This window comes from Streptosporangium sp. NPDC002607, assembly GCF_053592655.1.
Genome location: NZ_JBSFWD010000017.1, coordinates 79,167 through 104,201, shown reverse-complemented (window position 1 = coordinate 104,201; position 25,035 = coordinate 79,167). Strand labels below are relative to the sequence as shown.

At 69.9% G+C, this 25,035-nt stretch carries 26 protein-coding genes; 15 read left to right on the top strand and 11 right to left on the bottom strand.

Features of this window, described 5'->3' with window-relative positions; translation table 11 throughout:
* Window positions 1-100 precede the first annotated feature (100 nt).
* On the bottom strand, window positions 101-655 hold the full coding sequence (locus ACWD3H_RS20700) for a MarR family winged helix-turn-helix transcriptional regulator (RefSeq protein WP_355549953.1): 555 nt from the start codon (window positions 653-655) through the stop codon (window positions 101-103).
* Window positions 656-946: 291 nt separating this feature from the next.
* On the opposite strand from ACWD3H_RS20700, the gene ACWD3H_RS20695 reads away from it, so the two are divergent.
* Window positions 947-2,371, top strand: a complete 1,425-nt coding sequence (locus ACWD3H_RS20695; RefSeq protein ID WP_451956113.1) for a hypothetical protein — start codon at window positions 947-949, stop codon at window positions 2,369-2,371.
* A 55-nt stretch (window positions 2,372-2,426) separates the two neighbouring features.
* Window positions 2,427-3,104: a DUF4230 domain-containing protein gene (locus ACWD3H_RS20690; protein WP_355549949.1), complete on the top strand. Its 678-nt coding sequence runs from the start codon at window positions 2,427-2,429 to the stop codon at window positions 3,102-3,104.
* 158 nt (window positions 3,105-3,262) lie between these two features.
* Here ACWD3H_RS20690 and meaB read toward each other — a convergent pair whose 3' ends face one another.
* On the bottom strand, window positions 3,263-4,210 hold the full coding sequence (gene meaB, locus ACWD3H_RS20685; protein ID WP_451956150.1) for a methylmalonyl Co-A mutase-associated GTPase MeaB: 948 nt from the start codon (window positions 4,208-4,210) through the stop codon (window positions 3,263-3,265).
* 2 nt (window positions 4,211-4,212) lie between these two features.
* The gene (locus tag ACWD3H_RS20680; RefSeq protein WP_350924752.1) at window positions 4,213-5,400 is read right to left on the bottom strand and encodes an acetyl-CoA C-acetyltransferase; all 1,188 of its coding nucleotides are present in this window, start codon (window positions 5,398-5,400) and stop codon (window positions 4,213-4,215) included.
* Window positions 5,401-5,485: 85 nt separating this feature from the next.
* Here ACWD3H_RS20680 and mce point away from each other — a divergent pair, with 85 nt between their 5' ends.
* Together mce and ACWD3H_RS20670 are read left to right on the top strand one after the other, a co-directional pair.
* Window positions 5,486-5,947 carry a methylmalonyl-CoA epimerase gene (gene mce, locus ACWD3H_RS20675; RefSeq protein WP_355625596.1) on the top strand — a complete coding sequence of 154 codons (462 nt, stop codon included), beginning with the start codon at window positions 5,486-5,488 and terminating at the stop codon, window positions 5,945-5,947.
* 157 nt (window positions 5,948-6,104) lie between these two features.
* Window positions 6,105-7,385, top strand: coding sequence for a DivIVA domain-containing protein (locus ACWD3H_RS20670; protein ID WP_350954739.1), 1,281 nt, complete (start codon window positions 6,105-6,107; stop codon window positions 7,383-7,385).
* 465 nt (window positions 7,386-7,850) lie between these two features.
* Here the strand turns inward: ACWD3H_RS20670 and ACWD3H_RS20665 are convergent, their stop codons facing one another.
* The 4 genes from ACWD3H_RS20665 to ACWD3H_RS20650 all read right to left on the bottom strand — a co-directional run bounded on the left by ACWD3H_RS20665 (window position 7,851) and on the right by ACWD3H_RS20650 (window position 11,320).
* Entirely contained in the window at window positions 7,851-8,642 is a 792-nt protein-coding gene (locus ACWD3H_RS20665; RefSeq protein WP_355549942.1) for an alpha/beta fold hydrolase, read from the bottom strand.
* Between the two features lie 149 nt (window positions 8,643-8,791).
* Window positions 8,792-9,505, bottom strand: coding sequence for an alpha/beta hydrolase (locus ACWD3H_RS20660; RefSeq protein ID WP_451956112.1), 714 nt, complete (start codon window positions 9,503-9,505; stop codon window positions 8,792-8,794).
* A gap of 34 nt (window positions 9,506-9,539) precedes the next feature.
* Window positions 9,540-9,860, bottom strand: a complete 321-nt coding sequence (locus tag ACWD3H_RS20655) for an ATP/GTP-binding protein (RefSeq protein WP_350924741.1) — start codon at window positions 9,858-9,860, stop codon at window positions 9,540-9,542.
* Window positions 9,857-11,320 carry a 3-hydroxyacyl-CoA dehydrogenase family protein gene (locus ACWD3H_RS20650; RefSeq protein WP_451956111.1) on the bottom strand — a complete coding sequence of 488 codons (1,464 nt, stop codon included), beginning with the start codon at window positions 11,318-11,320 and terminating at the stop codon, window positions 9,857-9,859. The genes ACWD3H_RS20655 and ACWD3H_RS20650 overlap by 4 nt, the downstream gene beginning before the upstream one ends.
* Window positions 11,321-11,507: 187 nt before the next feature.
* On the opposite strand from ACWD3H_RS20650, the gene ACWD3H_RS20645 reads away from it, so the two are divergent.
* From ACWD3H_RS20645 to ACWD3H_RS20595, 11 genes are all read left to right on the top strand, one after another.
* Window positions 11,508-11,948: a hypothetical protein gene (locus ACWD3H_RS20645; RefSeq protein ID WP_451956110.1), complete on the top strand. Its 441-nt coding sequence runs from the start codon at window positions 11,508-11,510 to the stop codon at window positions 11,946-11,948.
* The gene (locus ACWD3H_RS20640) at window positions 11,945-12,280 is read left to right on the top strand and encodes a winged helix-turn-helix domain-containing protein (RefSeq protein ID WP_451956109.1); all 336 of its coding nucleotides are present in this window, start codon (window positions 11,945-11,947) and stop codon (window positions 12,278-12,280) included. Before ACWD3H_RS20645 ends, ACWD3H_RS20640 begins: the two co-directional genes overlap by 4 nt.
* The gene (locus ACWD3H_RS20635) at window positions 12,277-13,155 is read left to right on the top strand and encodes an ABC transporter ATP-binding protein (RefSeq protein ID WP_451956108.1); all 879 of its coding nucleotides are present in this window, start codon (window positions 12,277-12,279) and stop codon (window positions 13,153-13,155) included. The genes ACWD3H_RS20640 and ACWD3H_RS20635 overlap by 4 nt, the downstream gene beginning before the upstream one ends.
* Window positions 13,152-14,306: an ABC transporter permease gene (locus ACWD3H_RS20630; protein WP_451956107.1), complete on the top strand. Its 1,155-nt coding sequence runs from the start codon at window positions 13,152-13,154 to the stop codon at window positions 14,304-14,306. Before ACWD3H_RS20635 ends, ACWD3H_RS20630 begins: the two co-directional genes overlap by 4 nt.
* Window positions 14,307-14,431: 125 nt before the next feature.
* Window positions 14,432-15,091, top strand: coding sequence for an endonuclease NucS (nucS, locus tag ACWD3H_RS20625; RefSeq protein ID WP_350924727.1), 660 nt, complete (start codon window positions 14,432-14,434; stop codon window positions 15,089-15,091).
* Window positions 15,092-15,312: 221 nt separating this feature from the next.
* Window positions 15,313-16,155 carry an ABC transporter ATP-binding protein gene (locus tag ACWD3H_RS20620; protein ID WP_451956106.1) on the top strand — a complete coding sequence of 281 codons (843 nt, stop codon included), beginning with the start codon at window positions 15,313-15,315 and terminating at the stop codon, window positions 16,153-16,155.
* Window positions 16,156-16,360: 205 nt separating this feature from the next.
* The gene (locus ACWD3H_RS20615; RefSeq protein WP_451956105.1) at window positions 16,361-17,164 is read left to right on the top strand and encodes an ABC transporter permease; all 804 of its coding nucleotides are present in this window, start codon (window positions 16,361-16,363) and stop codon (window positions 17,162-17,164) included.
* Window positions 17,161-18,393, top strand: coding sequence for a sensor histidine kinase (locus tag ACWD3H_RS20610; protein WP_451956104.1), 1,233 nt, complete (start codon window positions 17,161-17,163; stop codon window positions 18,391-18,393). Before ACWD3H_RS20615 ends, ACWD3H_RS20610 begins: the two co-directional genes overlap by 4 nt.
* Before the next feature lie 3 nt (window positions 18,394-18,396).
* Window positions 18,397-19,020: a response regulator gene (locus tag ACWD3H_RS20605; RefSeq protein ID WP_451956103.1), complete on the top strand. Its 624-nt coding sequence runs from the start codon at window positions 18,397-18,399 to the stop codon at window positions 19,018-19,020.
* A gap of 545 nt (window positions 19,021-19,565) precedes the next feature.
* Window positions 19,566-21,047 (top strand): aldehyde dehydrogenase family protein, encoded by a 1,482-nt coding sequence (locus ACWD3H_RS20600; RefSeq protein WP_451956102.1) that lies wholly within the window; start codon window positions 19,566-19,568, stop codon window positions 21,045-21,047.
* A 151-nt stretch (window positions 21,048-21,198) separates the two neighbouring features.
* Entirely contained in the window at window positions 21,199-21,780 is a 582-nt protein-coding gene (locus ACWD3H_RS20595) for a TetR/AcrR family transcriptional regulator (protein WP_355549918.1), read from the top strand.
* A 114-nt stretch (window positions 21,781-21,894) separates the two neighbouring features.
* Here the strand turns inward: ACWD3H_RS20595 and ACWD3H_RS20590 are convergent, their stop codons facing one another.
* The 4 genes from ACWD3H_RS20590 to ACWD3H_RS20575 all read right to left on the bottom strand — a co-directional run bounded on the left by ACWD3H_RS20590 (window position 21,895) and on the right by ACWD3H_RS20575 (window position 25,034).
* Window positions 21,895-22,212 (bottom strand): STAS domain-containing protein, encoded by a 318-nt coding sequence (locus ACWD3H_RS20590; protein ID WP_350924717.1) that lies wholly within the window; start codon window positions 22,210-22,212, stop codon window positions 21,895-21,897.
* 194 nt (window positions 22,213-22,406) lie between these two features.
* Window positions 22,407-23,000: a response regulator transcription factor gene (locus tag ACWD3H_RS20585; RefSeq protein WP_350924715.1), complete on the bottom strand. Its 594-nt coding sequence runs from the start codon at window positions 22,998-23,000 to the stop codon at window positions 22,407-22,409.
* Window positions 22,997-24,118, bottom strand: a complete 1,122-nt coding sequence (locus ACWD3H_RS20580; RefSeq protein ID WP_451956101.1) for a sensor histidine kinase — start codon at window positions 24,116-24,118, stop codon at window positions 22,997-22,999. Before ACWD3H_RS20580 ends, ACWD3H_RS20585 begins: the two co-directional genes overlap by 4 nt.
* A 118-nt stretch (window positions 24,119-24,236) precedes the next feature.
* Complete coding sequence (locus ACWD3H_RS20575) at window positions 24,237-25,034, bottom strand: ABC transporter permease (RefSeq protein ID WP_343975623.1); 798 nt, start codon at window positions 25,032-25,034, stop codon at window positions 24,237-24,239.
* Window position 25,035 lies beyond the last annotated feature (1 nt).

Sequence of the window (25,035 nt, the reverse complement as noted above, 5' to 3'; positions counted from 1 at the left end):
CACCGGCGACCAACCCAAGAACTTCCACGGGGACGTGCCTGTGTTCGTGGACCAAGGGACTCCCGTGAGGCCGCGCCAGCGTCGCCGTGGGCACGCGGCCTCACCGCGACGCGTTAGCGTCGCCAGCAAAAAAGTCGCCGGCGGCGACGCGGAGGGTTCTGAGGAGGTCGAACATCTGCTCCAGCTCATCCTCGCCGTACATGGGCATGGCGAAGTCGGCCTCCATCAGGTCGGCGGTCGCCCCGCGGACGACCTCCCGCCCCCGGTCGGTGATCTCGGCGAGCACCCCCCGGCCGTCGCGGGGATTGGGCATGCGACGTACCAGACCGGCACTTTCCAGGCGGCTCACGGTGTTGGTCACGCTCGTGGGATGGACCATCAGACGCTCACCGATCCTGGAGAGCGGCAGCGCTCCGGTCCTGCTGAAGGTCAGCAGCACCAGGGCCTCGTATCTGGCGAAGGTCAAGTCATGCGGTTTGAGCAGCGTGTCCAGTTGCGACAGCAGGATCTGCTGCGCTCTCATGATCGATGTGACGGCGGCCATGGCCGAGGAGGGCCCGAAGTGAACGCGCCACGTCTTCGCGGCACGCTCGATGGGGTCAAACGGGAGATTCAGCTGACCGGTAACCACAGGGCTACGGTAGCGCGGCCTCATCCCGATTCGCCCATATACGTAGAGTCACCATCCTGATGGCTTCACCAAGAACCCGGACGCCAAACGTCACGCTCCGTTATGGTTCCCACATCGAATGGTGAGGCCGTGGCCAAGTGGCCACGCTGACTCAGTCCGGCCTGCGGGGGAAGCGAGCCGGACCGGTGCCGAGGGGACCGGCATCCGCACATTCACGGCACGGGGGGTGCTTGATGAACGACAACTTGACGGCGTTCGAACGCCGGACGCACTTCGGCTACACCGGCTCGGCGTGGGTTCTCACCACGCCCACCGGTGCGTGAGCACAGGGGCGTTTCACGCGAGGAACTCCAGCAGAGCGGGTTGATGGCGGTCGCCATCCTGCTCGTGCTCGGGGTGGTCGCGGCGTGGAGCGTCCTGGTTCCCGGTGTCAGCGCGTGGGAGAACATCATCGTCGCGGTGATCGGCTCGCTCCGGTTGACCGGCCCGGTGGCGGCCGCGTTCGCCGCGTGGGTGGCGGTGCGCAGGCGGCGCGGGACGGGGGGCCGATCGATGACCCCGTGGCAGGCGGTGCGGGCGCCGCTGGCGATCCTGGTGGTGACGGGTGGCGCGTTCACCGCCACCGTCATGGTCCTGGCGGTCAGGACCATGATCACCGAGCAGGCCGGGCGACTGCTGCCCAGCGGCCTGGTGATGGGCGTGGCCGGGCTGGCGCTGTACGTCGTCATCGGCTGGGTCACCGGCTGGCTGATGCCGTGGACGATCACGCCGGTCCTGGCCGGACTCGGTTGCTACAGCCTGTTCACCTGGCTGTGTCACGGGCCGACCTGGGCCGACCGGCTCGCCCCCGCCACGCGGGAGCCGTACGACCCGTTCCAGGGGCTGAACTCGGCGGCGTTCACCGACCAGACGCTCTGGCTGGTGGGGATCAGCGCGGCGCTCCTGCTCGGCTGGGCCGCGGTCGTGACGCGCCAGGCCCTGGTGCTGGCCGCCGCGCTGATCGCGGTGCTGGCGGCGGGGACCGGCATGGCCCGCCTGTTCACCGAGGAGCAGCCGGTCTCGGCCCAGCAGATCGTCTACAGCTGCCAGGAGTGGCCGATCATGGTCTGCGTGCACCCGGGGATGCGCGCCGGACTACCCGAACTGGGCTCGGAGTTCATCAAGATCGCCTCCCGGCTGGCCGGGACACCCGGGGAGTTCTCCCGGGTGGAGCAGCACCCCAGGCGTGACGGTTCCGCCCTCTCCGCGGGCGTGATCGCGATCCACGTGGACGATCTGGCCACGGGGTTCGCCGAGAAGGCGGCCGACGAGTTCGTCGACGGCCTGGCCGCGCGGTGTGACGCCACTTCCGCGGCGGGCTACCGCGACATCGTGGCCGCGTGGCTGCGGGGTGAGCCGCTTCCCGGCGGGCCGCTCGCGGAGCACCGGTACGCGGCGGCGTGGTTCTCGGGGCTCACGGACGTCCAGCGGCGCGACTGGCTCCGGCTCTACTACGCGGACTTCACCGGCTGCCGGTTACAAAGCACTCACTTTGGCGGCCAGTCCGGGCAGACCGCCCAGACAGGACAGTACGGCCAGCCGGGGCAGGGGGCGGGAGGCACCTCGACCGGGCCCGAGCCCAGGTCAGGCCCCGTCCACCAGGCACCCGGCGGGCCGCCGCCGCCCGGGACCGGCGTCCCGCCCGCCCCGTGGCGTGCCCCCTTCGCCGAAGGCGGCACGCCGCCGTCGCCACGGGGCTGACAAGATCGGCATAGGCTCGGCGTGAGAAGGTCGCCCCCCGGGGAAGGAGAGCTTCGTGAAAGCCTCCCAAGAAGCTCCGCCCGAGACCCCCCAGGCGGCGCCTCGCAGGCGCCGCTGGCGTTTCCTCGCCGGGCTGCTCGTCGTCATGGTTCTTCTCGTCGTGGGTGCTCGCCTGACCTGGTCGTGGCTGAACCCGTTCGGCGAGGCCACGATCGACCGCAGCCAGCCCGTGCTGCTGGAGTCCATTCACAACCTCAGCCGTTTCGAGGCCGCCACCGGCAACTTCCAGGTCGTGGTCGACCTGGAGAAGGACGCCGCCTTCCTGCCCGACGCGGTCAAGGGCAGCCGGACGCTCTTCGTCGGTGCCGGTGGCGTCGACGCCTACGTCGACTTCGGCGGCATCGGCAACGGCGGGCTGACGGTCTCCCCCGACCGCACCGAGGTCACGGTCAGGCTGCCCCGCGCCCAGCTGGAGAAGCCGAATCTCGACAACAAGCGCTCCTATGTCTACGCCCAGCAGCGCGGTCTGCTGGACCGGGTCGAGGACTTCCTGTCCTCCTCCCCCTCAGACCAGCAGGAGCTCTACGTGCTGGCCGAGAAGAAGATCGCCGAAGCCGCTCTGGCCAGCGATCTGCGCAACCGCGCCGACCAGAACACCAAGATCATGCTTGAGGGCATGCTGAAGGGTCTCGGCTTCGAGAAGGTCATCGTCAAGTTCGCCGACGAGACCTGACGCCCCCGCGTCCCGGCCCTCGGCGCTCCGGCCGGTGCGGGGCCCCGCCCACGCTCACCGGGTTCGGCGGCGCGCCGCCGCGGAGACGACCTCGCCCGCCCCTTGGGACACCTTGGAAGCGCGGTGAGGGTTCGCGGGCGCCGCTCAGTGCCGGGGGATCAACCCGGCCGCCCCACCGCCGTCAGAAGCTCGTCAGCCGCGGTGTAGGGGTCGAGTTCCGCGTCCAGAACGCGGGTGGCGAGGGCGTCGAGGCGCCGGTCTCCGTGCAGGTCGGCGAAGCGGGAGCGCAGGGTGGTGAGGGCGATCGCCTCGATCTCGTCCCGGGCCCTGGCCTGGCGGCGGCGGACGAGCTCGCCCGCCCCCTCCAGATAGGCCAGGTGGCCGTCGAGGGCCGCGACCACCTCCTCGGCGCCCTCCCCCCGCAGTGCCACGGTCGGCACGATCGGCGGTCTCCAGGGCCGGTCGACCAGGGCGATCATGTTGCGGAGCTCGCGGATCGCGGCCTGGGTGCCCTCTCGGTCGGCCTTGTTCACCACGAACACGTCGGCGATCTCCAGGATGCCCGCCTTGGCCACCTGGACGCCGTCGCCCATCCCCGGGGCGAGCAGCACGACCGTGGTGTCGGCCAGCGAGGCGATGTCGACCTCCGCCTGGCCGACACCGACGGTCTCGACGAGGATGACCTCGCAGCCGGCCGCCTCCAGGACGCGCAGCGCCTGGGGCGTGGCCCACGACAGCCCGCCCAGGTGGCCCCTGCTCGCCATCGACCTGATGAACACGTCCGGATCGGTGGCGTGGTCCTGCATCCGAACCCGGTCGCCCAGCAGCGCCCCGCCGGTGAACGGCGAGGAAGGGTCGACGGCGAGCACGCCGACCCTCACGCCACGCCTGCGGAACGCGTGGACCAACATCCCCGTGGAGGTCGACTTGCCGACGCCGGGCGGGCCGGTCAGGCCGATGATCCGGGCCTGGTGTGGCCGGTCGGCGCAGAGCAGCGCGGCGATCTCCCTGAGTCCGGGGGAACCGTTCTCGACCATGGAGATCAACCGGGCCACGGCCCGGGGTCGGCCCTCCCTGGCCAGCGCGACCAGGTCGGAGACCTCCAAGGTCATGCCGAGGGAACGCGGATGATCAGAGCGTCACCCTGCCCGCCGCCGCCGCAGAGGCCGGCCGCGCCGAGGCCGCCGCCCCTGCGCTTGAGCTCGTAGGCGAGGGCGAGGACGATGCGGGCGCCGGAGGCGCCGATCGGGTGGCCGACCGCGATGCCGCCGCCGTTGACGTTGACCTTGTCGAGGGGGACGTCGAGCTCCTTGACCGACTGCAGGACCACCTGGGCGAAGGCCTCGTTGATCTCCACCAGGTCGAGGTCACCGGCGACGAGTCCCTGCTTGCCGAGGGCGTGCTTGATCGCGTTGGCCGGCTGGGACTGGAGCGAGTTGTCGGGCCCGGCGACGTTGCCGTGGGCGCCGATCTCGGCCAGCCACTCAAGACCGAGTTCCTCGGCCTTGGCCTTGGACATCACGACGACGGCGCAGGCGCCGTCGGAGATCTGCGAGGCGGACCCGGCGGTGATCGTGCCGTCCTTGGTGAACGCCGGTCGCAGTCGCGACAGGACCTCGACCGTGGTGTCCCCGCGCACGCCCTCGTCGGCGGAGAAGACCGTCGGCTCGCCCTTGCGCTGCGGGATCGCCACCGGCACGATCTCGTCGTCGAAGGTCCCGTTCTTGATCGCGGCGGCGGCGAGCGTGTGGGAGCGGGCGGAGAACTCGTCCTGCTCCTCGCGGGTCAGCCCGAAGCGCGCGTTGTGCCGCTCGGTGGACTCGCCCATGGCCACCTGGTCGTAGACGTCGGTGAGGCCGTCGAAGGCCATCGAGTCGATGATGCCGGCGGCACCGTACTTCACGCCCTTGCGCAGGCCGGGCAGCAGGTGCGGGGCGTTCGACATGGACTCCATGCCGCCCGCGACCACGATGTCGAACTCACCGGCCCGGATGAGCTGGTCGGCCAGGGCGATGGAGTCCAGGCCGGAAAGGCAGACCTTGTTGATCGTCAGGGACGGCACGGACATCGGGATGCCCGCCTTGACGGCGGCCTGGCGGGAGGGCATCTGACCCACACCCGCCTGGAGCACCTGCCCCATGATCACGTACTGTACCGCCTCTGGAGCGACGCCGGAACGCTCCAGCGCGGCTTTGATCGCGATGCCGCCGAGTTCGACGGCCGACAGGCCGGACAGCGAGCCGAGCAGTCGGCCGATGGGGGTTCGAGCCCCGGAGACGATGACGGAAACGGACATAACAGGGGGCCTCCCTGACAGGGCTTGGAGCGACTTTGCCACCATACCCATGGGCACATCGGTGACCTTGAAGGAGGATGGCTCTATGTTCATGCGCATCGACCACGTGGGAATCGCCTGCCACGATCTTGAGGAGAAGATCGCTTTTTTCGAGCAGACCTTCGAGCTCACGGTGGTGGCCCGCGAGGTGAACGCCGAGCAGGGGGTGAAGGAGGCGATGCTGCACATCGCCGACGGGGAGGGCGGTGGATCGTATATCCAGCTCCTCGAACCGCTCGGTTCCGACACGCCGGTCGGTAAATTTCTCGCGAAGCGCGGGGAAGGCGTTCATCATGTCGCCTTCGGTGTTCCGGACGTCGTGCGTGCTCTGGACACGATCGGCGGCAGGGGCGTCCGACTGCTCGACGAACGGCCGCGCCACGGCTCCATGGGTTCGTCCATCGCCTTTCTTCACCCCAAAGACGTGGGGGGAATGCTTACCGAACTCGTACAGGCTCCGGAAAGGCAAGCTGAGACCACGTCGAATGCAAGAAACGCCGATACGTAACAAGTCGCGCATAAAGTCGGACGAGACCGCCAACTCGGCAACGGCGGAGTACGCTGGCGTACCACCGGACGTGGATCCCGCCCCGGCTCCCGCTTCGGATGCCTGAAACCCCCGTCCGGCCCGTGTAGCCGTCTCGACAACCCAGGATCGAGCCTCCATGCAGTCCGACATCGACGCCCAGCTCAACAACTTCTTTGAAGACGCCCCCGCTCGGGAATTCGACGTGGTGCTCCGGGGCTATGACCGGCACCAGGTCCACGACCATCTAAAGCAAATCGACGGTGAGCTTCGGCAGTCCCGGGAGCAGGTCCAGAACCTGCAGCGGGATCTGTCCGACTCCCAGCGCCAACTTCAGGAGCAGGAGCGCCCGACCTACTCCGGCCTCGGCGCCCGGATCGAGCAACTGCTCCGCCTGGCTGAGGAACAGGCGACCGAGCTGGTCCAGGCAGCCAGGTCCGAGGCGAACGAGATCAAGGCGGCCTCCAAGGTCGAGGCCGCCGACCTGCGTGCCGCCGCGGAGAACGAGGCCGCGGAGAAGCGCGCCCTCGCCACCCGCGAGGTCGACGAGATGCGCACCACCGCGGAGCGCGAGGCCGAGGAGATCCGCTCGACCGCCCGCCGCGAGGCCGACGAGCTGACCGCCACCACCGAGCGCGAGGTCTCCAAGCTGCGGGCCACCGCCGACCACGAGGTGGCCGAGAAGCGCGCCGACGCCGAGCGCGAGATCGCCAAGCTGCGCACCACCACCGAGCGCGAGGTGGCCCAGCTGCGCGCCTCGACCAAGCGCGAGCGTGACGAGGTCCTCACCACCGCCAAGCGCCAGGCCGACGAGATGCGCGCCCAGGCCCAGCGGGTGCTTGAGGAGTCCGAGGCCAAGCGGGCCCAGGACGAGGCGGAGTTCGAGATCCAGCTCGCCGCCCGGCGCGAGGAGGCCGAGCGCCAGGAGGCCGAGCGCCACGCCACCGCGCAGGCCGCCACCCAGAAGCTGGTCGCCGAGGCCGAGCAGCGTGCGGCCACCGCCGAGCAGCGCGCCACCAAGGCCACCCAGCAGGCCGAGCAGACCCGCCGCGAGGCCGACACGCACGCCAAGCAGCTGCTGGCCAACGCGCGCAAGAACGCCGACCAGGTCGTGTCCGAGGCCAAGTCGAGCGCCGAGTCCATCGTCTCCGAGGCCAAGGCGGAATCCGAGCGGAGCCGCTCTGTCGCCCAGCGCCAGGTCGACGAGCTGACCCGCCAGCGCGACAGCATCACCAGCCACCTCGCGCAGCTGCGCCAGCTGCTCGGTGGCGCGCCGCTCCCGGCCGCCGACCCGGAGCCCGCGATCACCGCGGCCCCGCCGAAGCCGGCCATCCCCGCCGCCACCAACGGTGCCGAGAAGCCGGTTCCGACTCCCGCCAGGGCGGAGAAGGACGACGACGCGGAGTGGTGGCAGGAATAGGCGGCCGCTGACTCCGGGGCGTTGACGACGGCTGACGAGAGAGCCTGGTGACCTTCACGGTCACCAGGCTCTCTCGGCTACCGGCCCCACTTACCTGCCCCTCTTACCCACCGTCAGGATCGGCAGTGCCCGAAGCGTCACCGGTGTCCGACGATTCCGGGGCCCCGCCCCGGGCCGGGAGCCGGTCCCGCCCTTCGAGGTGCCCGCCAGGGGCCCGTACGAGAATGTCCCGTACCAGGTCTCGACCGGTTCCCCCGGAGAGGCTCGCCAGGGCCGGGCGCCCTACGGGCAGCCGGGAAAACCCCTGGCCGAGAGCCCGTTCATCGTCGGCCTGACCGCATGGGCGAGCGCCCAGGCGGTGGTCACCTCGCCAAACGTGATCGTCCTCGCCGTGGGACTCAACCCGGCCGTCGAGGCGCTGCAACGGCGCCGGTCGATCTCGATTGGCCGCGGCGATCGCCCTGCTCATCCGCGAGGTGGTGATCCCCCGGCAAGCTCGGCGATGAAGTCCGACACCGCCCGGTTGAACGCCTCGGGCTGCTCGATCGCGCTGAGATGGCCGGCCTTCTCGATGACGGCCAGCCGCCCGTCGGGCACCGCCTCGACCATCGCGCCCGCTTCCGCGGGCGGGGTGATCTCGTCCTCCTCGCCCACGATCACCAGGACCGGCGTCTTGATCGCCCGCAGCGTGTCAAAGGAGTCGGGACGGCCGGCCATGGCCCGTTGCGCCCAGGCCGCGGCCGTCGGCGGAGCCGACTGGACCAGCCCGCGCACCCGGCCGAACACCATCGCCCTGCTCCGCACCGTGGTCTGCCCGACCAGCCCCGGCAGCAACTCCTTCAGCAGGACGGAGGTGCCCTCCTGGAGCACCGCGGCGGCGATCCGCTCGCGGTTGGATCTCGCGGCCTCCGGGTCGGCACCCGCCTTCGTGCCGGCGAGGATCACCCCCAGCAGCCGGTCGGGGTGGCGGCGGCACAGGGCCATCGTCACGTAGCCGCCCATGGACAGGCCGCCGACGACCGCGCGGTCGACGCCCTCGCTGTCCAGCAGGCGCACGACATCGTCGGCCATCACGTCGAGGGAGGGAACGTCCCCGCCCAGCACCGAGCCGCCGAAACCGCGCAGATCGGGGGTGATGACCTTGCAGACCTCGGCCAGGCCCTCACGCTGGGCCAGCCACATGGCCGATGACAGGGGGAACGCGTGAAGGAGGACGACCGGAAGCCCCTCTCCAGCCGATCGCGTGTACAGCCGCACGCCGTCCACCGTATTCCCGGAGCCCCCGTCTGGCACCCCCGGTTCCACAACCGTTTATGACGTTGTGGTAACTCCGCGGTCAACGAATGGGACCCGGCAGGCGATACGGCGACGAGGATTCCGGGACGGGCCCGAACCGGACAGGGTACCTACGAGTCGGCGACCTCGGTGGGGAGGGGGTGGGCGGCCGGATTGACCCGCAGGACGATCTCGTTGAGGACGATTTGCACGTACGGCTCGCCGACCCACAGGTGCTTGGCGTCGTCCACCCCGACGACCTCGGCCTGGGGCACCCTGGCGAAGCGCTCGCGGGCCTGCTCGGGACGGAGGTAGTCGTCGAACTCCGGAACCAGCGCGGTCAGCGGCCGCCCGAACTCCGCCCACCCGTCGAGGTCGGCGTCGGTAGCCCTGTGCAGCGGCGGGGAGAGGAGGATCGCCCCCTCCACCAGCGGGTCGCGGCCCCACTTGAGCGCCAGTTCGGTGCCGAAGGACCAGCCGAGCAGCCAGACCCGGGGCAGGTCGTGGAAGTCGGCGTACTCCAGGGCCGCGGCGACGTCCAGGCGCTCGTCCTCACCCTTACCGAAGGCCCCCTGGGACGTTCCCCGCTCGGAGGTGGTGCCGCGCGTGTTGAACCGCAGCACCGCCAGGTCGGCGAGGGCGGGCAGCCGGTTCGCCGCCTTCTTGTAGACGTGGCTGTCCATCATGCCGCCGTGGGTGGGCAGCGGGTGCAGGCAGACCAGCGTGGCCACCGGAGGCCGTTCCGCGGGAAGGGCCAGCTCACCGACGAGTGTCAGCCCGTCACCGGTGTGCAGCTCGATCGGCTCCCTGCGCGCGGGCAGCACCGTAGAGGCCCGGATCTCCATGTCTCTCCTCACCACGACCGGCGATCCACGCCGGTCAGTATCTGCTTCTGCCAGGACCGCGCCTGACCCGGTTGCGCCAGCACGCGGTGTGCCAGTGCCTGCGCTCCTCCTCGCCGCCCTGCCAGGCGGGCCAGCTGACCAGGTGCGGCAGGCCCGGCCTGATCTCCTGGTCGCAGCCGGGGCAGCGGTAGACCTTGTCCGCCGCGCCGCCGGTGACCCGGCGCACCTGCCAGTCTCCGTCGGGCCACTCCTCCGTCTGGTCGACACCGGGCACTGAGCCGCCGAGCGGGCGGGCCGCACCCCGGTTGCCACCGCGGTCGAACGGGTCGGCCCGACGGGCCCTGCGGGGGCTCACGGCAGGTCTCGGAAGCTCCGGACCCCCGCCGCGACGAGCTGCTCCAGCAGCGGCGCGGGCGCGAGGAACGGTTCGCGGTACTCCGCGTACAGGGCGCGCAGGCCGTCGCGGACGGTCTCCAGGCCCAACTCGTCGAGCGTCTCGAACGGTCCCGCCTGGTAACCGCAGCCGAGCCGCATCGCGTTGTCGATGTCGTCGCGGGTCGCATAGCCGGAGTCGTACATCCGGACGGCGTCGTTGAGGTACGGGTACAGGAGCGCGTCGACCACGAACTCGGCCCTGTCCCGGCACGGCACCGGGACCAGGCCGATGAGCCGGACCAGCCCCTCCACGGCCCGCGCGACCTCGGGCCCGGTGAGCGCGGTGGAGGCGACCTCGGCGACCTGGTCGCCCACCAGGTGCAGACCGACCAGGCGCTCGGGGTGCGGGAGCCCGGGGGCCAGCTCGACGACGGGAACGCTGGACAGCGCGACGACCATCTCCGCGTCCTGCACGGGCACGGTCTTGAAGCCCGCGGCGGCGAGCCTGGCGGCGAAGGCGTCACCTCCCTCGCCCAGCACCGTGACCAGGCCGGTCGAGGGCTCGTCCGCCGTCGGTTCCGGTTCGGCGGCCCGGTGGAAGCCGCCACCCGACTTGCGGCCGAGCAGTCCGGCCGCGACCCGCTCGCGCAGGATCGGCGCGGCGGCGTGACGGCGGTCGTGGCTCTCCCTGAAGAGCACGCTCAGCACCTCGTACGAGGTGTCCAGGCCGATCAGGTCGAGCAGGGCGAAGGGGCCCATCGGCAGCCCGGCACCGAGCCTCATCGCGGTGTCGATGCCGTCGCGGGTGGCCACGCCGTTCTCCAGCAGGACCGCGGCGTGGTTGAGGTAGGGCAGTAGCAGCCGGTTGACCACGAACCCGGCGCGGTCGCCGACGGTCACCGGGGTCTTGCCGAGCCGGCGCGCGAGGTCGGCGACCTCGCCGGCCAGGCCGTCGTCGGTGATCAGCGTGTGGATCACCTCGACCAGTCTCATGACCGGGGCCGGGTTGAAGAAGTGCATGCCGATCACCCGGCCGGGGCGGCCGGTGGTGGCCGCGATCTCGGTGACCGAGAGCGAGGAGGTGTTGGTGGCGAGCACCGCGGACGGCTTGCAGATCCGATCCAGGTCGGTGAAGAGCGCCCGCTTGAAATCCATGACCTCCGGAACGGCCTCGATCACCAGGTCGGCGTCCGCGAGATCCTCCAGCGAGGTGGTGAGGGTCACCCGGCCGAGGATCTCCGACCTCTCGGCCTCGCTCAGCCTGCCCTTGACGACCGCGCGGCCCGTGGAGTCCTCCAGATGGCCCCGGCCTCGCGTCAACGCCTCAGGGCCGGCCTCCACGCCGATCACGGCGATGCCGGCACGGGCGAAGCACTCGGCGATCCCTGCGCCCATCGTGCCGAGGCCGACCACGCCGACCGTCTCGAAACTGCCCGCCATCGTTCTCCCCACCCTGTCCGCGGATCCCGCGCCGCGCGACAAACCGCCCGTTCCTTGAACCGCAACAGTCTCCCAGAGAGGGATCGGCTACCCAAAAGCCGGTCGGACATCCCAGGAGCTGAAAGAAAGTACTTGAATGGGAGTTGAGTAGTAATTAGTATTTGAGTACATGAAGACTGGAGGGGGCATGGGAGACGACCTGACACCGGAGGAGGCGCTGCGGCAGATCGGCGAGGTCGACCGGCGCACCCGGCGACCGGCACGCGTCGTCGGCCTGCTCTACGCGATCCTCGGCCTGGCCACGATCGCGTACTGGCCGATCATGTATCTCGGCCCCGGCTGGTCCCGGGCCGTGGTCGGAGTGGCATGGGTGGCGCTGACCGTCGTGTTCGCCTGGTACCTCGGCCGGATGGGAATCCAGGACCGCGAGGTCACCTGGGCCAACAAGTCCACCGGGCCGGTGACGGTCACCTACCTCGTCGCCTTCCTGGCCGTGTTCGTGTTCGGGACGTTCTTCCGCCCCGACGACCCGGGTCCCGGCTGGATCGCGACGCTGGTCACACTGACGGTCTGCGCGAGCGTCCCGCCCTTCTACGCGGCGTGGCGCGTGCTACGGGCGGAGCGGTGAGCGGCCTGGACGGAGCCGGAGGTGGTACGGGCTCGCACCCCCGGCACGACCTTGACGACGTCATCCACGCGCCCGTCCGGCTGTCGATCATGGCCGCTCTGGCGGCCACCGACAGGGCCGAGTTCCGCTTCCTCCGCGACACCATCGAGGTCAGCGACTCCCTGCTCTCCAAGCATGTCATCACCCTGGAAGAGGCCGGCTACGTGCGCGTGGAGAAGGCCTTCGTGGGTAAACGCCCACGCACCTGGCTGGCCCTCACCGACGAGGGCCGCCGGGCGTTCCATGACTACGTCTCCGTGCTGAGACGCCTTACCGAGGGACCTCCCCCATGATCGAGATAAACGATCTACACAAACGATACGGCGACAAGACCGCTCTGGGCGGGGTGACGTTCTCCGTGAAACCAGGCGAGATGTTCGGCTTCGTCGGAGCCAACGGCGCGGGCAAGACCACCACGATGCGCATCCTGATGGGCGTGCTGACCGCCGACTCGGGCTCGGTGCTCCGCGACGGCCGGCCCCTGACGTTCGAAGACCGGCGCCGGTTCGGTTACATGCCCGAAGAGCGTGGCCTCTACCAGAAGATGCGGGTCGCCGAGCAGGTCGAGTACTTCGGCAGGCTCAGCGGCCTGACCGCGAGCGGGGCGAAAAAGGCCACCGGCGACCTGCTCGAACAGCTCTCGCTCACCGAACGCGCGGCCGACACGGTGGACGCGCTCTCCCTGGGCAACCAGCAGCGCGTGCAGCTCGCGGTGGCGCTGGTGCACACCCCCGAGGTGCTCGTGCTGGACGAGCCCTTCTCCGGGCTCGACCCGCTCGCCGTCGACGCGCTGGCCGGGGTGCTCGCCGCACGGTGCGAGGCGGGCGTGCCCGTGCTCTTCTCCAGCCACCAGCTGGACCTCGTCGAGCGGCTCTGCCACTCGGTCGGCATCATCTCCGCCGGCCGCATGGTGGCCAGCGGCACCGTCGACGACCTGCGCGACCGGGAGGGACGCGGCCGGCTCAGGGTGGTCGTCAGGGACGCCTCCCCCGGCTGGGCCGCGTCCCTGCCGGGAGAGGTCGTCGAGAAGGGCGACGAGGTCCTCGTCGCGGACGTGGACGGCGACGGCCAGGACATCCTGCGCCTCGCGGTCAAGGCCGGAAAGGTCGAGCACTTCGGCTGGCAGCGGCCCACACTCACCGAGATCTTCAGGGAGGCGGTCGCGTGAGCGGGCTGCTGCTGGTCGCGCGGCGGGAGATCATCACGCGCGGCCGTACGAAGGCGTTCGTCATCGGGCTGGTGGTGAGCGCCGTGCTGGTCAGCGCGCTCGCGTTCCTGCCCAAGCTCTTCTCGGGGCCCGACTCCTACACCGTGGGCCTCGTCGGACCGCAGTCGCAGGCGCTGCAGCCGGTCCTGACCGGCACGGCCAAGGACGTGACGATCGCCGTCAGGGAGTTCCCCGACGAGGCCGCCGCGAGCGGCGCGGTCAACGCCGGCGACGTGGACGCCGCGGTGGTGGACGGCCGCAGGGTGCTCGCCGACGGCGAGGTCGACCGCGAGCTGGGCCTGCTGCTGGAGAACGCGCACCAGACCGTCCAGACCCAGAGTCAGCTGGCCGACGCGGGCCTGGACGCGGCCAAGGTCGCCCAGGCGATGCAGGTCGCCCCCCTGGAGCAGGTCTCGGTCGGCGCCGACGCCCGCTACGCGAGCGTGCGGGTGGGCATCGCGTCCCTGCTGGTCATGGTCCTGTTCTTCCTGCTCATCTACTCCTCCATGTACGTCGCCATGGGAGTGATCGAGGAGAAGGGCAGCCGGATCGTGGAGATCCTGCTGACCTCGATCCGCCCATGGCAGCTGCTCGGCGGCAAGATCCTGGGGCTGGGCACCCTCGCGCTGGCCAATCTCGTCGTGATCATCGTGGCCGGTCTCGGCGCGGCGATGGCGACCGGCTTCGTGGCCGAGCTGCCCCCGGGCATGACGGGCATCGTGATCAGCACCCTGTTCTGGTTCATCCTCGGTTACGCGTTCTTCGCCGCGCTGGCGGCGGCGCTCGGGTCGCTGGTGTCCAGGCAGGAGGACGCGAACAGTGTGCTGACGCCGATGACGATGCTCATGACGATCACCTACCTGGTGGCCTACTTCGCGGCGATCCAGCCCAGCAGCGCGGTGGCCAGGATCCTGTCGATGGTGCCGCCGTTCTCCTCGATGGTCATGCCGGTCCGGATGGCCGGGGGCGAGGTGCTCGCCTGGGAGATCGCGACGGGCTCGGCCCTGATGCTCCTGGCCACGGTGGGCACGCTCCTGCTCGGCGCGCGCATCTACCAGCGCGCGGTGCTGCGCACGGGCGCCCGCGTCAAACTCTCCGAGGCGGTCCGCTGACCGTGCTCGCCAAGCCGTACGCGTGAGCCGGCGGCTCACGCGTACGGACGCGGGCGGTGCGGTGGAGCCGCCGCCGTGGCCGGATCTCGGGGATCGGGGCGCCGCCGGGCCGATAGGCTTCGGTAATGCGTCTGGTCATCGCGCGGTGCAGCGTGGATTACGTCGGGAAGCTCACCGCCCATCTTCCGATGGCGCCTCGGCTCATCCTCATCAAGGCCGACAGCAGCGTCTCCATCCATGCCGACGACCGGGCTTTCAAGCCGCTGAACTGGATGAACCCGCCGTGCAAGCTCCGCGAGGAGGAGGGCACCTGGACGGTGACCCACGGCAAGACCGGCGAGAAGCTCGTCCTCACCATGGAGGAGATCATCCACGACACCAGCCATGAGCTGGGCGTGGACCCGGGGCTCATCAAGGACGGGGTCGAGGCCCACCTGCAGGAGTTGCTCGCCGAGCACATCACCACCCTGGGCGCGGGCTGGACGCTCGTCCGCCGCGAGTACATGACGGCCATCGGCCCGGTGGACATCCTCTGCCGCGACCACACGGGCGCCTCCGTGGCCGTGGAGCTCAAGCGCCGCGCCGGCATCGACGCCGTGGAGCAGCTCACCCGCTACCTGGAGTTGATGAACCGCGACCCCCTGCTCGCCCCCGTGACCGGCATCCTGGCCGCCCAGAGCATCGCCCCGCAGGCCAAGACGCTGGCCGAGGATCGCGGAATCCGCTGCGTCACCCTCGACTACGACGAACTGCGCGGCATCGAGCGCAACGACACGCTGTTCTAGCAGGGCTTACGGGACGAGCATGCCCGCACCGCACGTGACGGCGGGCGGAGCGGCCCCGGGTCCGCTCGCAGGTATCGGTCCATCCGGCCTCAAGGCCGCGGCGACGGCGGGAATCCGCCGTCGCCTTGCCCCTCGAACCGAGCCGTGTCCACCGAACGGTGGACACGGGGTTCCATCGAACGTTGGTGCCGCGAAAGCCCGGTGAACGCGAGGCTTGAGGCATGAGCACAGCGGTGAGAGTGAGGGGCCTGACCAAGCGCTACGGCGACGTGCGGGCCGTCGGGGGCATCGACCTGGACATCCACGCGGGTGAGGTGTTCGCGATCCTCGGCCCCAACGGGGCGGGAAAGTCCACCACCGTGGAGATCCTGGAGGGGCACCGCACCAGGGACGCCGGGGAGGTCAGCGTCCTGGGCGTCGACCCCGGCAGGCCAAGCCGGGCGTGGCGCTCGCGGATCGGCATCGTGCTGCAGACGGCCAACGACGTGGCCGAGACGACGGTGCGGGAGACCGTGCGGCACTTCGCGGGCTACTACCCGGGCGCCAAGGATCCGGACGAGGTGATCGAGCAGGTCGGGCTGACCGACAAGGCGGACACGCGCATCCGGCGGCTCTCCGGCGGCCAGCGGCGGCGGGTGGACGTCGCGCTGGGCGTGATCGGCAACCCTGAACTGCTCTTCCTGGACGAGCCGACCACCGGGTTCGACCCGGAGGCACGCAGGCAGTTCTGGGAACTGATCGAGGGCCTGGCCCGCGACGGCACCACGATCGTGCTGACCACCCACTACCTGGACGAGGCCGAGGCACTGGCCGGGCGGGTGGCCGTGGTCGCCGGCGGGCGGATCGTGGCCGAGGGCGAGCCCAAGACCCTGGGCGGCAGGGCCACCGCCAAGGCCAGGGTGAGCTGGTCCGACGGGGGCGAGCACCGCTTCCTGGAGACGGACACCCCGACCAGGACCGTCATGGAGCTGACCCACCGTTTCGGCGGCGAGGTCCCCGAACTGGCCGTGACCCGCCCCAGCCTGGAGGACGTCTACCTCCGCCTCATCGAGCCGCCCGTCTGAGCGACCGCCCGTCCGAGCGACCGTCCGCCGGGCTCGGGCCGGCCGCCCTGCCGACCATCCCGGCCCACGGCCACGGCCCCGGCCGGCCCATTGACCGGCAGGCGAAAAGCCTGACCCCGCCGCCACCCCAGCGAGCATCGACCGATCCCCCGAGGTGACCACCGAGATGAGCCAGCCCCTTACCCGACCCGCCTCTCAGCCCGTCATGGCACAGCCCCCCTCCGCGGTACGGCTGGGACTGTCGCGGGCGGTTATCGAGACCAGGATGTTCTTCCGCGAGAGGGACGCGGTCATCTTCACCTTCGCCTTCCCGATCATCATGCTGGTGCTCTTCGGTTCGATCTTCGGGGATGATCTGGAGGGAACCGGGCTCAACGTCTCCCAGGTCTACGTGGCCGGGCTGATCGGCGTCGCCGCGATGACTGGATTCCAGAACCTCGGGATCAGCATCGCGGTGGAGCGCGACGACGGCGCGCTCAAGCGACTGGCCGGCACACCGCTGCCCCGCACCGCCTACTTCGTGGGCAAGGCGTTCAACACCCTGTTCGTCTCCTTCTGCCAGGTCGTCCTCCTGCTGGCCGTCGGGACCGCGCTGTTCGGCCTGGAACTGCCGTCGGAGTCGTCCAGGTGGGCGACCTTCGCCTGGGTGTTCGTGCTGGGCGTGCTCAGCTCGTCACTGCTCGGCGTCGCGATCAGCAGCCTGCCCCGGTCGGCCAAGAGCGCGGCGGCGGTGATCGCGATGCCGTTCGTGGTGCTGCAGTTCATCTCCGGGGTGTTCATCCCCATCGCCATGCTGCCCTCCTGGCTGGTGAACATCTCCTCGGTCTTTCCGCTCAAGTGGATGTGCCAGGGTTTCCGCTCGGTCTTCCTGGGCGACGCCGGCGCCACACTGGAGCTCGCGAAATCGTACGAACTGGACCGGGTCGCCCTGATCCTGGGAGCCTGGGTCATCGGAGGACTGGTGCTGTGCCTGATGGCGTTCCGCTGGAAAAGCCGCCGCGATGGATGACAGGGCGTATCCAACGTCCCGGCCTCCCGACCGGTGGAGCCGGGGTCCACGCATGGCAGTCGCTGCGCGGCTGGGAGGTGCTCCTGGTCGTCGGAACGCTCCTGCCCACCTGGGCCGCGCTGACCGTCGACGTGCCCTGGCAGGAGAAGGTGATCGTGGCGGGCTGCCTGCTCTCGGTCCTGCCGCTCTATCTCCTGCTGGGCCGCCCGGCGATCGTCACCAACGACCGGCGGAGGGGGGCGGTCTACATCGCCCTGCTGGTCGTGCTGTTCACCCCGGCCGGGCTCACCGCGTCGTACGCGACGTTCGCCCTGTTCGGACTCTGCCCGCAGTGTTTCATCGTCTTTCCCGCCAGACGGGCGATGATCGCGGTCACCGCGCTCAACCTCTCTCCGGCGATCCGTTACATCTTCCTGGTCGGGGCACCGGAGCCGTTCAACTTCCTGATGGTCATCACCATCGTCATCTTCTTCTCCTCCATTTTCGGCGTCTGGATCGAGCGGATCACCAGGCAGAGCGAGGAGCGGGCCATGCTCATCGAGGAACTGGAGAGCAGCCGGGCCGAGGTGGCCAGGCTCTCGGCCGAGCGCGGAGCGCAGGCCGAGCGCGAGCGGCTCGCCGGGGAGATCCACGACACCCTGGCGCAGGGCTTCACCAGCATCATCATGTTGCTCCAGGCCGCCGAGGCGCAGCCGGACCCGTCCCGCCACCTGGCGCTGGCCGTGCGGACCGCGCGGGAGAACCTCGCGGAGGCACGCATGCTGGTCACCACGCTGAACCCGGCACCACTGGACGGCTCGACCCTGGATGAGGCACTGCGGCGGTTGACGAACCGGCTCGGCGAGGAGACGGGAATGTCAGCGGGGTTCGAGGTGCACGGGAAGTCCCGGCCGCTGAGCGCGCCGGTCGAGGTGGTGCTCGTCCGCGCCGTCCAGGAGGGCCTGGCCAACGTGCGCAGGCACGCGGACGCGAGATCCGCGGCCGTCTCGATCGCCTATCAGGACGGATCGGTGCTGCTGAAGGTGCGCGACGACGGGTGCGGCTTCGACCCGTCCGGCGCCCAGGGATACGGTCTGCGGGGCATGCGCGCCCGCGTGGAGCAGGTCGGCGGGGCCCTCGCGGTGACGGGTCTCCAGGGTGAGGGAGCCTCTCTTGAGGTGCTCATCCCCACCGACCGGCCCGGCATCCGCACAGACGCCCCCACCGACCAACTCGACCAGAAAGCGTGACACATGCTCCGTGTAATGATCGTCGATGACCACCCGGTGGTCAGGGAGGGCCTTCGGGGCATGCTGGAGGCCGACCCCGGGATCTCGGTGGCGGGTGAGGCGGCCTCGGGGGACGAGGCGGTCGTGCGGGCCGGTGAGCTACGACCCGACGTGATCCTGATGGATCTGCGCATGCCGGGCGGGGACGGGGTGAGCGCCACCTCGCGCATCCTCACCGAGCGGCCCCAGAGCCGGGTGATCGTGCTGACCACCTACGAGACCGACGCGGATATCGTACGGGCGGTCGAGGCGGGCGCGGCGGGATACCTGCTGAAGGACACCTCAAGGGCGGACCTGCTCGCCGCGATCCGCTCTGCGGCGCGGGGGGAGACGGTGCTGTCCCCGTCGGTGGCGACCAGGCTGGTCACCCGGATGCGGGCACCGGTGGCCGAGCCGCTGTCACCGCGCGAGACGGAGGTGCTCTCCCTGGTGGCCGGAGGGCTGACCAACGCGGAGATCGGCCGGGCCCTGTTCGTCAGCGAGGCCACCGTCAAGACCCACCTACTCCGTGTCTTCGGCAAGCTCGGCGTCTCCGGCCGCACCGCCGCCGTGACCACCGCCCTGGACCGAGGTCTGCTCACCCGTTAAGCCATCCGCCGATTCTCAGCGGTTGTCAGTGCGGATCGGCCAGGCAGAGCTCAGGACACCAACTATCGGCGATACCCGGCCCGCCACCGGAAATCCCACCGTCGGCCTCATTTCAGCCTGCCCTCAAATGATATTGGGCCCAGACCTTATCCAGAGGCGCGATTTCTGGCACCAAGAACGGGCAGTCCGGCCCTCCGTTCCGCACCAGCAGAAGAGAAGCGCATAAACAACTGGAAAAGCCGCCACCGCACTCGTGGCCATGGTCACGCCGACCGGCCTCATTTTCATCCCGACGGTCGCGTCGGCCGCCCAGGAGAACGCCGCGGAAGAGTGTCGATGACCCGCGGCACCGCGCGGCGGACGCCGCCCCGGCAGGTGGACGGCCCAGCCTGTAAGTAATGGTTTACTGCGCAACGACTCCCGGTCTATCGTGAGCGGAACGTGTCCGTACCGCCCGCTGCCCGCAGCCGGGGCGGCGGGCGCCGACCTTCCCCGAGCGGCGTTTCGCCTTCCAGGGCATCCGTCACGGCACAGAGGAGACGACCTTGACCACGGCGACCGGACAGCGCACCTTCGACTCCCTCGACCCAGCCACCGGTGCCGTCGTCGGCACCCACCCGATCCAGGACGCCGCGGCGGTGCGCGCCGCCGTGGCGGAGGCCGGGATCGCCGCCGCGTGGTGGGCCGGGCTGGACCGGGCCGAGCGCAGGCGCCGGCTGCTCGACTACAAGGCGATCCTCGCGCGTGATCTGACCAGGATCGCCCGCCTCGTCCATGAGGAGACGGGCAAGCCGGAGGCCGACGCCACCCTGGAGGTCGTCCTGGCCATCACCCACCTCGACTGGGCCGCCAGGAACGCGCACAAGGTGCTCGGGATGCGACGGGTCTCCCCCGGACTGGTCGGCGCCAACATCGCGGCCACCCTGGAGTACCTGCCGCTGGGGGTGGTCGGGGTGATCGGGCCGTGGAACTACCCGGTGTTCACCCCGATGGGATCGATCGCCTACGCGCTGGCCGCGGGGAACGCCGTGGTGTTCAAGCCCAGCGAGCTGACCCCGGGCGTGGGCGTGCTACTGGCCGCGCTTTTCACCGAGGCGGTGCCGGAGCACCAGGTCTTCCAGACCGTCACCGGGCTGGGCGAGACTGGCGCGGCCCTGGCGGGGGACCCCGGGGTGGCGAAGATCGCCTTCACCGGCTCGACCGCCACCGCCAAGCGGGTGATGGCCGCGTGCGCGACGAACCTGACGCCGCTGGTCGCCGAGTGCGGCGGCAAGGACGCGCTGATCGTGGACGCCGACGCCGACCTGCCCGCCGCCGCGGACGCGGCGCTGTGGGGCGCGCTGTCCAATGCGGGCCAGACCTGCGTCGGGGTGGAGCGGATCTACGTGGTGGACGCGGTCTACGACGCCTTCATGAAGGAACTCACCGATCGGGCCGGTCAGGTGAAGGCCGGGCGCGACTACGGCCCGATCACCATGCCCGCCCAGCTGGACATCATCCGGCGGCATATCGATGACGCGGTCGCGGGCGGCAGGGCCGTGCTGGGCGGGACCGGCTCGGTCCGGGCGCCCTTCGTCGACCCGGTGATCGTCGAGGACGTGCCCGAGGACTCCTCCGCGGTCCGCGAGGAGACGTTCGGCCCGACGGTGACGGTGAAGCGGGTCGCCGATGTGGAGGAGGCACTGGAGAAGACCAATGCCACCGCGTACGGCCTGGCCGGGACCGTTTTCTCGGGAAACACCCGGCGGGCTCTGGAGCTCGCTCGCCGGATGCGCGGCGGGATGACCGCCATCAATTCGATCATCTCCTTCGCGTCTGTCCCCGCGCTGCCGTTCGGCGGGGTCGGAGACTCCGGATTCGGCCGTATTCACGGCGCGGACGGGCTGCGGGAGTTCGCCCGCCCCAAGGCCGTCTCCCGCCAGCGCTTCGCGCTGCCCGGGATGAACATCACCTCGTTCACCCGTAGCCAGAAGGAACTTGACCGGCTAGTCAGGCTTGTTACCTTCTTGCATGGACGACGTAGGTAATAGCACAATGCCCCTTCCACAAAAAGGATCTTGCACCCATAATGGTTGATTCTGGGGGCCAGAGCCATGAGGTGGAAGTGATAAAGCGATTATTTGTCAACCCCATACCGACGTTCAGGTACTTGACATGAACGGACGGTCATATCGGGGAATGTCAGCGGAGGAGCGACTGGCAGAGCGCCGGGAACGCCTGATCTTCGCGGCGTACAACCTCTACTCCGATCCAGGATTCCCCGAAACCACGATTGAGAGGTTGTGCGCCGCGGCACGCATCTCCAACCGCGCCTTCTACGAATGCTTCTCCGGACGCAACGAGTTGATGCGGGCCGTGCACGACCGATGCGTGCACGAGACGCTGCAGTCGGTGGCGAAGTCCATAGAGCAGGCCCCTGACACCCTGGCCGCCCGGGTCGAGGCGGGAATCTCCGGATACATCAATTTCGTCACCGAAGACAGGCGTCGTGCCAGGATCATGCATCTGGAGGTGCGCAGAGCAGGTGACTGCCTCGTCAGCTCACGGCAGCTGGCCGTCACGGCCTTCACCGACATGATCGAGCTGAACGTCGCGGATCTGCCGGAGGCGGTCAAGGCCAACCGGCACCTGCTCGCGCTGGGCATGATCGGAGCGATCCAGGAGCTGCTCATCGAGTGGGTGCTGGCCGACGACCCGCCCTCGACCGAGAGCATGATCAGCACTGCCGTTCACATCTTCTACCGGTCTTTCACCGGGTAACCCGGTCACCTCGGTACGACCGCGACGAGGCGGAGACGAGGACGGGCCTCAACCGGCCCGTCCTCCGATATGTTCCGGTGCCGCCGGTGTCCCGAACTCCGGCGGGCGACCGGATCAGGCCACCGCGGCCATGGGGTGTTCGACGGTCAGGACCCGGTTGAGCCGGGTCACCGCCAGCACCCGCATGATCCTCGGCGGCACCCTCCTGAGAATGAGGCGGCGTTCCGCGCCCACAGCGCGGCGATGCGTGCCCACCAACACCCCCAGCCCGGTGGCGTCGATCATTTCCAGCCCGGAAAGATCTACGATCAGGTCGCCGCGCCCGGAGTCGACCGCCTCGTGCAGCCGCGGGCGCACTCCGGTGACGGTTCCCACGTCGAGACGGGCCCCGACGCTGACCACCTGGGCCTGGGGGTTACCAGGGACGCGCATGCCTCCTCCTCACACCTGGCCACAAAAGAGACGTGACCGGGCACAACGGCGGTGCGTCACCGCAGCCAGTCGATCACGCACCGCATTCATATGCTGCCACAGCGTGTAAGAAGGCGCGAACCTCCCCCGCGTTAGAATTCCCCCTTCTTACCCGCATGAGAACCCCTTGCCCGAATCAACGGATAAAACGCGGTTCAAAGCCAACCTTTTTGCTGAGCCGCCCGGATGGCGGTGATCCGGTTGCTCGCCCCCAGCTTGGTGATGGCACTGGACAGGTAGTTGCGCACGGTGCCCTGGGTGAGGTGGAGCGAGGCGGCGATCTCGGCGACCGAGGCTCCCCGCGCGGCCAGCTCCAGGGAGCCGCGCTCGCGCTCGGTGAGAGGACTCTCACCGGCCATCATCGCCGAGGCGGCCATCTCCGGGTCGAGGTAGCGCCCGCCCGACCAGACCTTGCGGATCGCCTTCGCCAGCTCATCGGCGGGGGTGTCCTTGGGGATGAAGCCACGCACCCCGGCGGCGAGCGCCCGCCGCAGGTAGCCGGGCCTGCCGAAGCTGGTCAGCACCAGCACCGCGTGGCCCGGCAACGTCTCGGCGACGCTCAGCCCGTCCATCCCCGGCATCTCGATGTCCAGCACGATCACGTCGGGCCGGTGTTCCCTCACGGCCTCGGCCACCAGGTCCCCCCTGGCCACCTCGGCCACCACCTCGATGTCCGGCTCCAGGCCCAGCAGGGTGGCGATCGCCCCTCTGACCAGGTGCTCGTCATCGGCCAGCAGTACCCGGATCATCGTGCTTCCTCCAGCGGAACCGTCGCCCGCAGCCTGAACTCCCCCGGGCCCCCCGGGCCTCCCGTGACGGATCCGCCGGTGGCGGTTACCCGCTCCGACAGCCCGATGAGACCGGTGCCGCCGACGCCGTCCATCTCGGCCACCCCGTCGTTGGTCATCTCCAGCACGGCGTTCCCTTCCTGGATCGTGATCGCGATCCGGCACCTGGTGGCGAAGCTGTGCCGCAGCACGTTGGTGGTGCCCTCGCGCACCACCCAGGCCAGCAGCGTGGCCGCCTCCTCAGGCACCTGATCACCCGGCTCCTTCAGCGTGCAGCGGACACCGCCCGCCTCCAGCACCGCGATCATCCCGCGCAGCTCGGCGGCGAGATCGACGGTCCGGTAGCCGCGCACCGCCGTGCGAATCTCCTTGAGCGCCTGCCGCGCCAAGGTCCTCACCTCCTCCATCTCCCCGGTGGAACGTCCGATGTCCACCCTCGACAGCTTGACGGCCACCTCGCTCTTGACCGCGATCGCGGTGAGGCTGTGCCCGACCAGGTCGTGCAGGTCGCGGGAGAAACGGAGCCGCTCCTCGGTGACGGCCAGCCTGGCCTGTGCCTCCCTGCCCTCCTCGGCGGCCCTGACCACCTGCCAGAACCAGAGCTGGAACCGGTTCGTCCACGGCGCCACCACACTCACCACGAGGTAGATGATGAGGAGGGGGCGGGGATCGTCCGCGTACGGCGGCGCGAACACGTTGGCGAGATCGGCGACCGGTGACGTGAGAAGCGGGCCGACGACGGCCGCGGCGACGCAGGCGGCGATCGTGGCGGACCTGTTCAGCAGCAGCGCGGCACCCGACGCCCATGCCGGGGCGAGCAGCCCCCAGGACCAGAGATGGCCGTCCTGGGTCAGCATGAGGACCACCGCGACCATGGCCGAGGTGAGGATCGCGCCTCCGGCGGTGCTCCCCGCCACCGCCGCCTGAAGGATCCTCAGGGAGAGGACTGTGAAAACCACCAGGCCGGGCACCCCGACAAGCAGTGGGGTGAGCGGGAGCCGCCCGTCCACCTTCGCCAGCGCGCCCAGGGGACCGGCCCAGGCCATGACGATACCCATGCTCAGGGAGAGAACGGTCATCCGGCGGAGCCGCTGGAGGTGTGACCGCTTCCTCCCCCGGGGAAGCGCGAAGGGGATGAGGCGTCCGAGACGCCTCATCCCTTTCCAACTAGTTTCGAATGACATTTCGTAATCAACGCTATCCGCGCCGGGGCTCCCAGCGGAACAGCCACCGGGCCAGCAGCCCCGCCACCGCGATCCAGGCCAGCAGCATCGCCAGTGAGGGCAGTGCGGCCGCCCACTGCCCAGCCGTGCTCAACGCCTCCCCACCGCCGGAGACGTGGTCCCCGCCCAGGAAGGCGGTGCGTACGATCTCCACGACCGGGGTCGCCGGGAGCAGGGCGGAGACGGTGCCCAGCGTGCCGGGCAGCGCGTCGGAGGGAAAGGCGATCGGGGCGCCGACGAGCACGATCAGGAGCACCGGAAGCACCGTGACCTGGGCGACCTCGGCGTTGGGCGTGATCCCCGAGAAGGCGGCGCCCAGCAGGCCGAACAGCAGGACCCCCAGGACCACGGCGGTCACGAGCAGCGGCACGTTGGCCACCGTGACGCCCTCGGACCGCTGGATCCAGAGGGCCAGCAGCAGCACCTGGCCGAGATAGAGCACCAGCGCCCCGAGAGCACTGCCACCGAGGATCGCCAGACCGGACGGCTGGCCGGCGCGCAGCCTTTTGAGCACCAGTTCCTCACGCCGGGCGGTGAAGGAGTTCACCAGGTTGACGAAGACCGCGAAGGCCAGCATCAACCCCGGCACCCCGGTCAGCACGAACAGCCTTCCGGCCACACCGTCGATCTCCGCGTCACCGACGGTCTGGGTGAACGCCCAGGCCATCAGGAACGGCAGCAACAGTACGTTGAACAGGACCGTGGTGTTCCTGCCGATCAGGGTCAGGTCGAGCCTGGCGAGCCGTACCGCGTGCAGAACGTCGATCCTCATG

What these genes read in the sequence shown, in the direction of transcription:
- nucS (WP_350924727.1), top strand. Translation starts at nt 14,432, where the DNA reads ATGCGTCTGGTCATCGCGCGGTGCAGCGTGGATTACGTCGGGAAGCTC.
- ACWD3H_RS20700 (WP_355549953.1), bottom strand. Translation starts at nt 655, where the DNA reads ATGAGGCCGCGCTACCGTAGCCCTGTGGTTACCGGTCAGCTGAATCTC.
- ACWD3H_RS20680 (WP_350924752.1), bottom strand. Translation starts at nt 5,400, where the DNA reads ATGTCCGTTTCCGTCATCGTCTCCGGGGCTCGAACCCCCATCGGCCGA.
- ACWD3H_RS20590 (WP_350924717.1), bottom strand. Translation starts at nt 22,212, where the DNA reads ATGCGCGTCCCTGGTAACCCCCAGGCCCAGGTGGTCAGCGTCGGGGCC.
- ACWD3H_RS20645 (WP_451956110.1), top strand. Translation starts at nt 11,508, where the DNA reads ATGGGAGACGACCTGACACCGGAGGAGGCGCTGCGGCAGATCGGCGAG.
- ACWD3H_RS20620 (WP_451956106.1), top strand. Translation starts at nt 15,313, where the DNA reads ATGAGCACAGCGGTGAGAGTGAGGGGCCTGACCAAGCGCTACGGCGAC.
- ACWD3H_RS20660 (WP_451956112.1), bottom strand. Translation starts at nt 9,505, where the DNA reads ATGGAGATCCGGGCCTCTACGGTGCTGCCCGCGCGCAGGGAGCCGATC.
- ACWD3H_RS20650 (WP_451956111.1), bottom strand. Translation starts at nt 11,320, where the DNA reads ATGGCGGGCAGTTTCGAGACGGTCGGCGTGGTCGGCCTCGGCACGATG.
- ACWD3H_RS20615 (WP_451956105.1), top strand. Translation starts at nt 16,361, where the DNA reads ATGGCACAGCCCCCCTCCGCGGTACGGCTGGGACTGTCGCGGGCGGTT.
- ACWD3H_RS20595 (WP_355549918.1), top strand. Translation starts at nt 21,199, where the DNA reads ATGTCAGCGGAGGAGCGACTGGCAGAGCGCCGGGAACGCCTGATCTTC.
- mce (WP_355625596.1), top strand. Translation starts at nt 5,486, where the DNA reads ATGTTCATGCGCATCGACCACGTGGGAATCGCCTGCCACGATCTTGAG.
- ACWD3H_RS20605 (WP_451956103.1), top strand. Translation starts at nt 18,397, where the DNA reads ATGCTCCGTGTAATGATCGTCGATGACCACCCGGTGGTCAGGGAGGGC.
- ACWD3H_RS20610 (WP_451956104.1), top strand. Translation starts at nt 17,161, where the DNA reads ATGACAGGGCGTATCCAACGTCCCGGCCTCCCGACCGGTGGAGCCGGG.
- ACWD3H_RS20670 (WP_350954739.1), top strand. Translation starts at nt 6,105, where the DNA reads ATGCAGTCCGACATCGACGCCCAGCTCAACAACTTCTTTGAAGACGCC.
- ACWD3H_RS20575 (WP_343975623.1), bottom strand. Translation starts at nt 25,034, where the DNA reads ATGAGGATCGACGTTCTGCACGCGGTACGGCTCGCCAGGCTCGACCTG.
- ACWD3H_RS20585 (WP_350924715.1), bottom strand. Translation starts at nt 23,000, where the DNA reads ATGATCCGGGTACTGCTGGCCGATGACGAGCACCTGGTCAGAGGGGCG.
- ACWD3H_RS20635 (WP_451956108.1), top strand. Translation starts at nt 12,277, where the DNA reads ATGATCGAGATAAACGATCTACACAAACGATACGGCGACAAGACCGCT.
- ACWD3H_RS20580 (WP_451956101.1), bottom strand. Translation starts at nt 24,118, where the DNA reads ATGACCGTTCTCTCCCTGAGCATGGGTATCGTCATGGCCTGGGCCGGT.